The 12,825-nt window shown below is 44.3% G+C and carries 9 protein-coding genes; all 9 read right to left on the reverse strand.

The annotated features are described in order from the left end of the window. Positions 1-36: 36 nt before the first annotated feature. Positions 37-981 carry an AraC family transcriptional regulator gene (locus tag PUN35_RS10370; protein ID WP_003243004.1) on the reverse strand — a complete coding sequence of 315 codons (945 nt, stop codon included), beginning with the start codon at positions 979-981 and terminating at the stop codon, positions 37-39. A 93-nt stretch (positions 982-1,074) separates the two neighbouring features. Continuing rightward, positions 1,075-1,932, reverse strand: coding sequence for a catechol 2,3-dioxygenase (catE, locus tag PUN35_RS10375; protein WP_014479195.1), 858 nt, complete (start codon positions 1,930-1,932; stop codon positions 1,075-1,077). A gap of 17 nt (positions 1,933-1,949) precedes the next feature. Then, complete coding sequence (catD, locus tag PUN35_RS10380; protein WP_014479194.1) at positions 1,950-2,354, reverse strand: DoxX family oxidoreductase CatD; 405 nt, start codon at positions 2,352-2,354, stop codon at positions 1,950-1,952. A 153-nt stretch (positions 2,355-2,507) separates the two neighbouring features. Further along, the gene (locus PUN35_RS10385; protein ID WP_014479193.1) at positions 2,508-4,322 is read right to left on the reverse strand and encodes an ABC transporter ATP-binding protein; all 1,815 of its coding nucleotides are present in this window, start codon (positions 4,320-4,322) and stop codon (positions 2,508-2,510) included. Further along, on the reverse strand, positions 4,316-6,037 hold the full coding sequence (locus PUN35_RS10390) for an ABC transporter ATP-binding protein (RefSeq protein ID WP_014479192.1): 1,722 nt from the start codon (positions 6,035-6,037) through the stop codon (positions 4,316-4,318). Before PUN35_RS10390 ends, PUN35_RS10385 begins: the two co-directional genes overlap by 7 nt. 414 nt (positions 6,038-6,451) lie before the next feature. Continuing rightward, positions 6,452-8,785 carry a peptidase G2 autoproteolytic cleavage domain-containing protein gene (locus PUN35_RS10395; RefSeq protein ID WP_014479191.1) on the reverse strand — a complete coding sequence of 778 codons (2,334 nt, stop codon included), beginning with the start codon at positions 8,783-8,785 and terminating at the stop codon, positions 6,452-6,454. A 122-nt stretch (positions 8,786-8,907) separates the two neighbouring features. Beyond that, positions 8,908-10,491 (reverse strand): PTS maltose transporter subunit IIBC, encoded by a 1,584-nt coding sequence (gene malP, locus PUN35_RS10400; RefSeq protein WP_014479190.1) that lies wholly within the window; start codon positions 10,489-10,491, stop codon positions 8,908-8,910. Between the two features lie 14 nt (positions 10,492-10,505). Further along, entirely contained in the window at positions 10,506-11,270 is a 765-nt protein-coding gene (glvR, locus tag PUN35_RS10405; protein ID WP_014479189.1) for a MurR/RpiR family transcriptional regulator GlvR, read from the reverse strand. A gap of 64 nt (positions 11,271-11,334) precedes the next feature. Further along, entirely contained in the window at positions 11,335-12,684 is a 1,350-nt protein-coding gene (glvA, locus tag PUN35_RS10410; RefSeq protein ID WP_014479188.1) for a maltose-6'-phosphate glucosidase, read from the reverse strand. Positions 12,685-12,825: the final 141 nt, after the last annotated feature.

The following is a 12,825-nucleotide window of genomic DNA, read 5'->3' on the forward strand; positions in this document are numbered from 1 at the left end:
TCATATGAAGACATTGTTTTGTCATTTCAGGACATCTTATTCGTGCGGCTTGGCCTGTTCGATTTTTTGAAAAGGTTTATTGATTTGAAATGCGGTCATTTTTGAGTCTTTATAAAGGGAGCGGAAAAGCCCTGGAGAGCTGCCGATTTTAGCGGAAAAGACGCGAGTGAAATAATGTACTGAGAAACCGATTTCTTCCGCTATTTCTTTAATCGACAAATTCGTTGATTTCAGCAGTTCGGCAGCTTTGTTTATTTTTTCATTTTGGACAAATTCTGAGTAGCTGACGCCCAGTTCTGCTGCAAATAAACGTGATAAATGCCTCCCTGAGATATGAAAGTGGCTAGCGACATCCGTCAGCTTTAACGGCTGTGACAGATTGTCTTTTATGTGCAGTTTCACCTCTGTCAGCAAAGCAGAAGATGTGTGAATGGGCTGCTTTTGTTTCGGGCGTTGGGCGTACGGGAGAAAGGTTTGGATTAATGACAGGATCAATGCATGCGACAAATGAGATAGGATCTCTTTGTCAAAAGCATTGACAGGTTGCGCTGCTTGCAGCATTAACGTTTTCCAAAGCAGGCCCGGCGGTTCGCCATCTTTCAATTGCATTGTGATAAAGGGGCTTTGTTTCACTTCTTCCATCACTTTGATCCATTCGGCGCTTGACTGATCCTCGCTCAGCTCGAAAGCGACGTAAAAAAGGAACAGCCCTGTTTCACTTTTGATTTGGTGCAAATGCTCCGGCTTTGACAAAAAAATCGTCTGTTCACGAAGCGGATATGTACGATCGCCTTCAAGGTAATATCCTTCACCTCTTACCACGTAACAAATTTCATAAAAGGAATGCTTATGAAGCAGTGTGTTATAGTGGTTCGTCATCGCTCCCCAGTAGTGGACGTAAAATGAAACATCCTTTTGCTCTAAGCGATGCACATATTGATTTAATGCTATTTTGCCCGTCACAAGGTGGTTGAGTTCCATGTAAACGCCTCCTAACAAGTTGGTTCTCTCATCATAACAAGGCGGACAAAAATAAAAAATCCCCCTGCCGTTATTTCGGCAAGGGGATTGCAGTTAAATCACAAATGTAATATAGGCGCCGGAAACAGGGTCTTTCACACGAAAGCTGTTTTCCGTCTCTTCAATCGAATACCCGGCATGTTTGACTCGGTTTGCCACCAAATCCAGCTCCTCTTGGTGAGGCAGGACAACAGTATAATAATCTAGTCCGCTGGCATTTGTCGGTTTAGGCGGCGCATTTCTTCCCGCCCAAATGTTTAAGCCGATATGATGGTGGTACCCCCCGGCTGAAACGAAGAGGGCGGACATGCCCGCATAGTTTCCGACAATGTCAAAGCCCAGTACATCTGTATAAAACGCCTTTGCTTCTTTCAAATCACTGATATGCAGATGAATGTGTCCGATGATTGTATCGTTCGGAAGCGATGTTTTCCGCTCATCTCCTGCCTCTTCCAGAAGGCCCTCAATGTCAACAGCGGTTGTCGTCATGACGTAGTTTCCTTCCCGATCACGCTGCCATGTGCTGCGGGGGCGGTCAGCGTACATTTCAATGCCGTTTCCGTCAGGATCAGACAGGTAAAGCGCTTCGCTGACAGCATGGTCTCCATGTCCGATAGCAATGCCGTGTTCAATCAGGCGGGCGAGCGCGATCCCAAGTTCTTTCCTGTCCGGAAGAAGAATCGCAAAGTGATAAAGACCTGTCACAGACCGTTCAGGCAAGACGACAGCGCTCGGATTTTCTTCAAGAATAAGCAGTACGCGTTTCCCGTCAGCCGTTAATTCAGCTTGGCGATCCGTCTTTTTTAAGACTTGAAAACCGATGACGTTACAGTAGAACTGAAGCGAACGCTCCAGACTGCGAATTGTGAGTTTGGCATAGCCAATGTGTGTATCCTCATGAATGCTGGTCATGCTGCATGCCTCTTTTCTTATGCTGAAACGTTTCTGTTCTTTTTTCCTTTAAACACAAATGGGTCCAGCGCCAGGAATCGGCTTCCAGTAAGCGCCAGGTGAATGGATGTCAAAAGCAGAAGGTAATCAAATTCTGCATTGCCCATGAATGGCGCTTTCAGCTTAACAGTGATGATGGCACCGATCAGTGTAAGAGCGAACAGTACACCGACAATACGTGTAGCCAATCCGAAGAAGACAAGCACTCCGCCAATGAGTTCAATCGCTGCGATGACATACGCCATAAAGCTTGGAAGGCCTATGCTGCCGAAAAATTGGATGGTGCCCTCCATTCCCTGAAACTTTGATAAACCGTGAACAAAAAAGATAATACCTGTAATAACTCTTAAAAGTAATGTGCCAATTTCAAATGATTTATTCATTTTATCCTCCTTGATAAATGTTATCACTTACTTAATGTAAGTTAGTATATATACATAACTTGTTTACGTCAAGTAATTTTGTTACATTTTACGAAAATGAAATAAAAGTACTATAAAACTGTAACAAAAAAGACCTCTGTGCAGGACAAAGGTCTATTTCTCAAATTGGCTTTCATATAAGTCACTGTAAAATCCTTTTTGCTGAATCAGCTCGTCATGGCTGCCTTTTTCAATCATTTCACCGTCTTTTAGCACCACAATCTGGTCCGCTCTTTGAATGGTGTTCAGCCTGTGGGCAATGATGACGCTTGTTCTTCCTTCCATTAAACGGGCAAGCGCTTCTTGAATGTTGACTTCTGTAACGGTATCAATGTTGCTTGTCGCTTCATCCAAAATGAGAAGAACCGGATCGGCAAGCACCGCCCTCGCTATAGAAATCAACTGCTTCTGTCCCTGACTGATGCCCGAACCGTTTTGCGTCAGCACGGTGTCATACCCTTTTGGCAGCCTTTCAATAAAACTATGGGCATTCGCTGTTTTTGCAGCGGCTTCGACTTCCTGATCAGAAGCATCAAGCCTGCCGTAGCGAATGTTTTCTCTGATCGTTCCCTGAAATAAGAAAGAATCCTGAAGAACAAACCCCATGTTTTTTCTCAGGCTTGCTCTAGTAAGGGTTTTAATATCTGTACCGTCGATTAAAATTTTTCCTTCGTCAGGCTCGTAAAAACGGGCGAGAAGGTTAGTGACGGTTGTCTTCCCCGCCCCCGTCGGTCCGACAAACGCGATGGACTGCCCCGCAGGCACGGTGAACTGTAAATGCTTCAGTGTCTGCTGCCCTTTATCGTAACCGAAGGAAACATCCCTGAATTCAATGCTGCCTGTTTGGATGGGCTGATGCACGGCGTTCTTTTCATCATCGCGCTCTTCTTTTTCATCAAGCACGGCAAACACCCGTTCAGCGCCGGCAATTGCGGACAGCATCGTATTAAACTGGTTGGCCAGATCGTTTAAAGGGCGTGTAAATTGTCTTGAATACTCGGCAAAGACGACGATGGAGCCGATCGAGATCCAGCCTTTCAGCGCAAACAAACCGCCGATTGCCGCAATCATTGTAAAGCTTAAGTTATTCAAAGAGTTCATGACCTTCGGGATAAACCCGGAAATCGTCTGCGCCCAAAAGCCCGACGTCTTGAGTGCAGCGTTTTTTTCGAGAAATTCAGCAGTAATCTGCTTCTCACGTGAATATGCTTTGATGACCTTTGCGCCTGAAACAGATTCCTCAATATACCCATTCAGATCACCTAGGTTTTTCTGCTGTTCTTTAAACAGCTTTCCCGTTCGGTTGGTGATCCATTTCAGGCTCGCTGCCATCACCGGAATAATGGTCAGCGTAATCAATGTAAGGAGCGGGCTCATGTACAGCATCACCGCAATCGTCCCGGCAAAGGTGATCACGCTTGACAAAATTTGAATGACTGACGTGTTTAAGGTAGAACTGACATTTTCGATGTCATTCGTCACCCGGCTCATCAGCTCGCCGTGCCGCTGTTTATCAAAAAATGGAATCGGCAGCTCATGCAGATGGGTGAACAATTCGCTTCTCATTCTGAAAACCGTGCCCTGCGAGATCGTAATCATCCAATAGTTTTGAAACCAAAGCGACAGGGACTGAATGATATAGATAGCGAGCAGAAGAAGCAAAACGGGAATCAAGCCGCTGACCGTTTTCCCGACGATAAAATGGTCAATGGCCTTTCCGATCACAAAGGGGCCAAGGAGCCCGAATATCGCGCTGATGACAACCATCAGCATGACAAGTACGAGCAGTCCTTTTCTTTCAGCCAAGTAAGACCAGATTCGTCTCAGTGTGCCCTTTGTATCCTTTGCTTTCGCCCGCTTTTTCGCTCCTTCTTTTTTGTCAATTGGCAGTTTGGGATATTGGAAAGGCTTGCGGATGTCTTTTAGCATGACTCGCTCCCCTCCCTTCCGAATTGTGACTCGTAAATGCGCTTGTATAACTGAGATGCAGAAAGCAGCTCACTATGAGTGCCTTTTTCAATCAGTTCGCCGTCCTCAAGCAGCAAAATCTGATCAGCTTTCATCGCCGTGGTTATTTTTTGTGTAATGATCAAAGTTGTGCAATGGTATGTGCTGATTGCTTCAAGCAGCTTCGCCTCCGTTTGCAGATCAAGCGCGCTTGTGCTGTCATCTAATAGAAGGATAGCCGGTTTTCGAATCAGTGCCCGCGCAATGGAAATTCGCTGTTTTTGGCCGCCGGACAGGTTGACGCCTCTTTGCCCCAAAACTGTGTCATATCCATTTGGGAGCTTCAAAATCGTTTCATGAATTTGCGCATGTTTGGCCGCATCCATTATTTCATCTAGTGAAGCATTTTCTTTGCCCCAAGCGATGTTTTCTTTGATTGTGCCGGAAAACAAGAGGACTTCCTGCGGTACATATCCAATTTGCCTGCGCAGCCCTTCAGCCGGAATATCTTGAACCGGCTTTTCATCTATGTAAATGCGGCCTGAATCCGGCTGATAAAGCCGCGGGATGAGCTGAAAAAGCGTGGACTTGCCCGAGCCCGTCGCACCGAGAATCGCGATCGTTTCTCTTGGCTTTGCGGAAAATGAGACATTCCTGAGCGCTTCTCTGTCCATTTCAGGATAGCGAAAGGATACATGCTGAAACTCAATCTGTCCTGACAAACGATCAAATATGATGCCTTCCTCCCGCTCGTCGCCTTCTGTTTCAAGCACCTCACCGATTCTATCCCCTGAAGCCTTCGCCCTGGTGAAAATCATAATCAAAAACGGAAACATCGAAAGCGCGCCTGTAATTCGTGTTGCGTAGTTAATTATCGCAACAACATCGCCAACCTGAGTGCTTCCGCTCGTAATACTGTAGGACCCCGCCCACAAAATCAAAAGGATACAGAGATTCATCAAAAGCATCAGTACAGGCATCGTGAATTCCACAAGCTGAAAGGCCGAAACCGTTTTTTCCATCAGCCTTGTGTTGGCTTTGATAAATCGTTTGACTTCGTGGCTGCCGCGAAGCAGCGCTTTGATCAGCTTGATTGCGATTAAATTTTCCTGCATGATGGTGTTCACTTGATCCAGCCTTTTCTGCACTGAGCGGAACAGTGCCCCGCCTTTCCTTAATACCCATAGCAAAAACAAGATCAGGATCGGAATGGTCACAAGCAGAAAAAAGCCGAGTTTCACATTAACGGCAAGCGACAGCACAATGCCGCCTGCAATCATTAAGGGAGCCCGCAGCATAAACCGCAAACTCATAAAAATCATATTTTGAACCTGTGTGACGTCGTTTGTCAGCCTTGTAATATAAGAAGAGGACGAAAACTGTCCAAATGTGGAATAGGAGAAGGACTGGATTTTTTGAAAAAGCCCTTTTCTCGTATCATAGGAAAAGCTTTGGCTGACATGGGCGGCATAAAAGGAATTCAGCATCCCCGCCGCAAAGGATAACACGGTCAGCCCGATCATGACCGCGCCCCATATCCATACATGCCGCAGATCTTGCTTCAATATCCCATCGTCGATGATTTTTGCAATTAATAAAGGCTGCATCAGTTCAACTGCAAGCTCCGTCAACATAAGAATCAGCGCAATTCCCGCCAGCAATGAATATGGTTTTAAAAACGACAAAGCCTTTTGCATGTAAAAGCCTCCAAACCCCTTTTAGCAATATGTACTTTTTATTTTAATTGTTTATAGGGCTTGATGAAAGAATTTTACTGTCATGAAGTGTTATGAAAGCATAGAAAAGCACTGAATTTATCGATAACCAAAATCACTTTATCTTTTATTCGAGAGCTATTCACTGCTGATCTGCGTTCATTAAAAAATATCAAAGATTTTACTCTACTTAAGTTGAGGTGCTGGATAGACTTAGATAAATTAGGAAGATTGCTGGAACTGCAGGAATAATGAAAAAGATAAATTTTAAAATGAAGACCTTTTTGCGAGGAATATAATCTCATAAAAATGCGGTGAAAAATTTCTAAAATCTAATTAAAACTCTAAATAGAGTGCATTGTTAAGCACTCTATTTAGAATCTGTACATTTTAATGTTACCGAATAAAAACTAAAACCACTCCATATCCCTTACTTTTGTCGAACTCTTTGATGACTCTCATGACCTGCCACCTTTGTTTAGGAGATACCGTTTTTGTAGCAATTCCGTTGTTATGCGCTTGAATAAAGTCTCCGGCTTCTACTGTGCTGTCGCATCTTACATAAACCTGTCCTACAAGGCCCACAACATTCCATTCATCCCTCTCTTCCCTAGAGGCATAGTTCTTATCTGGCTTATAATCAGGGTTTTCCATAGGCGCCATGACGATTTGGCCATTGGCATCTTTCTGTTTTTCATAAATATACCCGCCAAAATCATTCTTCAGGTATCTTCCAGACCAATGGAAGCTTGACTCACCAAGTATCACACCAGCTGTTTCAGAAATAACTCCAAGCATAAAGTCACCTTTTTTTGCAGGTCTAATTTTATCACCCTCCAAAGTAACTAGGGTTCCTGCCGGAATTTTTTCACCGCTTAGGCTCTCAAAATATTCAGCGTAATCCGAGAACGTTTGGGAACTTTTTATGCTTCCTGAAGCCTTAATCGTTCCATCTTTTGCATGAAATTCTATCTTTCTGTTTGATGAGGATGGTGTGCTCCCACTTGCCCATCCTAAAGCAACAGAGTCTGAGTTCGGATTGATCGTATTATATGAGGCTATCACAGAAGATTGAGCAGCCCCAGTTGCTCTGCTTCGAACAGATCCAGCTACAAAATTATTATTTCCAGTAGCGTGGGAATCACGAGAGCCAATAATCCCGCTTCCTTTATGTTTAAACAAAAAGTACGGCGTCACAACGCCGCCAATCTTAAAATCTGTTTCGTAGCCTGAAAAGTCACAATTAGAAACATTAAGATCAGGGTCAACAGAAAAAATTCCCACTGTACCACTGTTATTTTTAGGCGATCTTTGCCCCCATACATTACTAACTACAGATTCGTACATACCGCTCCCAAAAACAACACCCTTTTCGGCTGAATCGATCAATGTCACACCATCAATCATTACCTTGCCGACAGAATTGTCGCCACCTACAATATAAAGATCATTATCAGCAGTTTTAAATCCTCGAATCGTTATATTCTTTAAATTGATTAGACGCCCTTTATAATACACGCTTACGACTGAATTTCCCTTATAGTTAATGGAGGAATCATCGCATATAGCATGAAAATTAACCACATTGACGCCATCGTAACCTGAAATTTGCAATGCATTCGGCCCTGCCCCTTTGTACAGATCACTCGGCTTAGGGTTATATGCGATACAGTTAGCCAGCTGAACGTCATGAGCTGATGCTGATTGAGGATCACTTGCTGTGTGGTGTCCTATATGCCGAATGCAAAAACTAATTGCATTTTCATAGGCACGGCAGTTCACAAGTTGAACTCTTTTTGCAGCCGGAGCATAATCATGAGCTTTAATTTCAAATCCTCGAACTCCTCCAATTGCGATGCAGCTATCAACCATTACATCCTGAGAGCCATCATCGATTTCAAAACAGTTTGTATTTGAAGACCCATCATTTAACCCCATCGGATGGTAAGAAAGACAATGACTAAAAGTCGTATGCTTTCCAAAGTGACATGTGAAATTATCATCGCCAGAGCCTGTTGCTTCGCAATATGAGAAGGTTACAAAGTTGCAGCCACCAGGCTGATAAAAGGTAGGATCATCATTTTCTCCGTGTCTGTTATAATTAGGGCTTGTAGCATCAAACCCGTGAAGGCCGGCATTTTTTGCAAAAACATGCTCTACAAAAGAGTAATCCACATTTGCAAAAAGCAAGCAGCTTGAAGTGGGCCCCTTAGGGATCTTCCATCCAGCAGGACGCGTATCTTTATTCCAGTCCAGTGTCAAATGTCCAATGTAGATATTTTCATTACCATTTGTATGATCACTATTGGTGAGTACAGAGTGACCAACTGGCGTATCGTCTAATAACTTGATGATGGTCCTTTTTTTACCCGCTCCAACCAGCATTGTATTCGAAGGAACGAGCAAGCCAGATACCCTAAATACGCCTGCAGGGACTTTTATGAGATAACCGCCTTCGGCCATCGCATCATGAAATGCTTGCGTATCATCTGTGACCCCGTCTCCTTTAGCTCCATAATCCATTACGTTTCGTTCATCAAGGTACTCAAATCTGTTCTCATACATTTTGAGTCTTTCATTTAAGTTTTCAAAAGTTGTTATTCCATTACTTAATGCAATCCCAATTTTACTATCAATCGTTTCGAAATTCTCGGCAAGCTTGGAATCAATTTCAATACTTTCAGTGCTTTCAGGTTTGTAAAGACCTAAAAACGTTGTATAATTTTCCATTTTTACTCCCCCTATTGGTTTCAGTTTTTAAGAAACATAACATCCCTTCCACTTATAAGTGGCAAACGTATGACAAACAAAAAAGCGCTGTCTTTAAACAGCGCAAGATAAAATAATTTTGACTATTCATTCAGTAATTTTTCCACACGCTCCCGCATCTGCGGTACGCTTAATCCGATAATCACCTGAAACGCCTTCCCGTTCCTGACAACGCCGTGTGCGCCAAGCGCGCGGAATACGTTGTCGGGTTCAACCTTTGTTTCATCCTTGACACTGACTCTGAGGCGGGTTGCGCAGTTTGTGACTTCAGTGATGTTGTCTTTTCCGCCCAGCGCTTCAATATACAGAAAAGCGGTGTCATCAGCCGTTTCAGCAGCGGAGGCCGTTTCATCCTTGTTTTTTCTTTCTCTATATTCCTTTTTCGAATATAGCTTTGTTTCCTGCTGTTCATCCTTTTCCCGTCCTGGTGTAGCGATATTGAATTTGAGGATTAAAAATCTGAAGACGAAAAAATAAATTGCTGTAAACGAGAGTCCGATCAAAATTTGATATACATATGTCATACCGTGGCTTCCAAAGAGCGGAATCCAGTTCAAGGTTACCGCTTCGATCAGTCCGCCCCCCATGTTTCCGACGACGCCGGCCATATACATAACTGTCGACATTGTGGCGGCAAGCACGGCGTGAACCGCAAATAAGAAAGGTGAAATGAATAAGAACGTAAACTCAATTGGCTCTGTAATACCGGCGACAATCGCTGTCAGTGTGACAGGAATCAGCAGCCCTGCGACGAGTTTTTTCTTTTCCTTTTTGGCTGTCACATAAAAAGCCAGGGCGATACCCGGAATACCGAAGATTTTCGAGTTGCCGTGAAGCGCGAATCCGCCTTGCGGAAAGAGCTCCTTCAGCGGTTTGGCGCTTTGCGAATATTCGCCGAGATGCTGTGCCCAATACGTGACGATCCCTCCTTCCGCTACAGCCGGGCCATAAATAAACGGCGTGTAAATAAAGTGATGAAGGCCGGTCGGAATTAAAATCCGTTCCAAAAACGTGTATATCCAAACGCCCACCGCCCCAGAAGCAACCAGGAAGCTTTGAAGCGAGCCGATTCCCGATTGAACCATCGGCCAAATATAAGACACAGCCAAGGCAATCGGAATCATAATAAAGAAGGAAATCATCACGATATATGTTGAGCCTTGAAAGATGCCGAGAAAATCGGGCAGTTTTTTATCAAAATAGCGGTTATGCAAAAAGACGACAATCGAAGAAATAAAGATGGCTCCGATAATGTTGGTATCGAGCGTTTTTATGCCTGCAATCATCGTTAACCCGCTCGTTCCGCCGACCTCTTGGTTCATGTCGACGCCAAATGCTCCTCCCCATACCGTCAATATCGCGCTGACAAAATAGTTGAATGTCAGGTAAACAGTAAGCGCTTCCAAACAAGCGCGTGCCTGAGCTTTCTTCGCCAAAGCAACCGGGATGCCGATGGCGAATAAGAGCGGCATTTGGTTAAAAACAGTCCAGCCGCCCTGCTCAATAATATACCAGCACTGATACCAAAAACCGTCGGGATCGGCGAGCGGGCCCATGAGGGTTTTATTTTTAAAGAGCGTGCTGATACCGACGATAATGCCGGCGAACGCGAATAATAAAACAGGCACAAACATCGCGCTTCCAAAGCGCTGAATTTTTTGCATCATACCAAAACCCCCTGCTACTCATTGTCATTTTTTTCTGCCTCTTTGTAATCAACATATGCGCGGAACAATGCTTCGCCAACGAGAAAAAACGGTGCAAAAGCGACAATTTCCGTTTTATCGCTTAATGTCACAGGTTTGCTTGTCGCATAAAGATTATGCGGAGTCAGCTGGGCGAGGACATTGTTTTTTAAATTCGTAATGGAAATAAAGGGAATACCCTTTGCAGAAAGCATTCTTGCCTGAGGAATCAGCTCCGGTGTTTCTCCGGAAAGAGAAATGATGATAAACAGATCGTTTACTTTAAAATCATCGCGCATCAAATTAAATTCATTTGTATCTTCAATCAAAATAAGATAGCGATGGCGCGGAATAAACATTCTTTGCAGGTCGCGGGCGCATATCTTTTGCGCATTTCCAGAACCGTAGACGAAAATGCGGTCCGCTTCATCAATCAGCTGGCACATGTCCGTCATGTCCTTTGTCCGTAAGAACTTCAAATTTGCTTCAATATCATCAAGCAGCTTTTGAAAACTCATACTCTCGCCTTCTTCCGGCTGATCTTCCCACTTTAAAAAGACGCGAAATTCACTGTAACCGCTGAAACCGAGCTTTTGGGCAAGCCGTAAAATTGAGGAACGCGATACACTGCAAGCTTTGGCAAGCGCGTCGATTCCAAGGTGATAGCATGTGTGCTTATGATTCAATATATATTTTAAAATATGAAAATCGTTGTCATTCAATTTGCTGTAGTGCTGATTGATCAGTTCTTCGAGCTGCATATCAGATCCCCCCATTTTCTTTCTATTATATACAATTACAGATTCGAAAATGGGGGAATTTCAGTTATGATATACGGGTCGGGCTTTGATCAAGCTCAGGCCAGAAGTCTTTGTTGGCCTCCATTAAATCCTCGAGAATGAGTCTTGCCACACGCGCGTTCGGCACTGTTTTTGACAAAATTAGCGCCTGCCACAGCTTTTGGAACGATTTCTCCGCCCACGCTTCAACAGTCAGCTTCTCAACGGATACCTGCTGCTCCATAAGCCCTTTTTGGAATTGCGGAATGGTGCCGACGGTAATCGGTTCAGGCCCATTTGAGCCGACAATGCATGGCACCTCGACCATCGCAGTCGGGTCAAAGTTCGCAATTGCGCCGTTATTTTCAACGATCAACAGCATTCTTTCACCTGTGTTGTAGGCAATCGCCCGGGCAAGATCAACGATATATGATGCGTGGTCATCGATTTTGATTTCGCTGTTTTCTGTGGACTGCTCACGTGTAATCATGTCACATTGGCTGAAAATAAAAGCTTCGCGCCCTTCCATCACTTCATTTGCCCGCGTATGATTCGGATTTGATTTTTTCACCATATCATCCGGGAACAAATAATATTGCAAATACGTATTCGGCAGTGTATCAGGATCTGCGGCCTGCACGTCACGCGCTTTGGCGAATGTGTCATTCCAGCTCGCTTCCACCGCTTCAGCCTCTGTTTTCGGAATATAGCCGTATTGAGATACATGCTCCTTCAGCTTCGGCATTAAATCGTTGCCCTCTTGATCCTGAATTGATGTCCACCAGCCGAAGTGATTTAATCCGTAATAGCGGACCTTCATTTCTTTTCTTGAGGATAAGCCAAGAATTTGCGCCATCCGGTCTTCGATCCCAACCGGCATATCACAGATATTGAGAATTTTAGAATTCGGTTTAAGGCGTCTCGTAGCTTCAGCCACAATTGCCGCCGGATTGGAATAATTGAGCATCCACGCATCAGGCGAGTATTTTTCCATGTAATCTAATATTTCAAGCACACCGCCGATCGAACGCATACCGTATGCGATCCCGCCCGGCCCGCACGTCTCCTGGCCGACAACTCCGTACTTTAACGGAATTTGCTCATCAAGCGCACGCATCGCGTATTTCCCTACTCTGATGTGCGCCATAACAAAATCGACATCTGTAAAAGCTTCTTCCGGGTCAGTCGTCGCTGCAAATTCCATATCCGGCGCTTTTTCTCTGATAAAAACGTCACAGGCGCCTGCAATTCGATCCTGTCTCTCCTTATCATTATCATACAGCTTCAGCTTTCTGATCGGAAACTCCTCCAAATGGTCCAAGAGCATGAGTACGATCCCTGGAGTGAAAGTGCTCCCTCCGCCCGCTATTACGATTGAGAATGATTTTTTCTTCATATGACGACCTCCTTGATAACGTTTACAATTTCATTTATACCATGAGATAGCTCGTCCCGTAACACGTTTGGCGCACTTAGGTCATTTGATCAACTTTAGTGTTTTTTCCCATAGAGCGGGAAATTTCTCATTTGCCTTATG

It is taken from the genome of Bacillus sp. N3378-2at (assembly GCF_033412715.1).
Classification (GTDB): domain Bacteria; phylum Bacillota; class Bacilli; order Bacillales; family Bacillaceae; genus Bacillus; species Bacillus subtilis.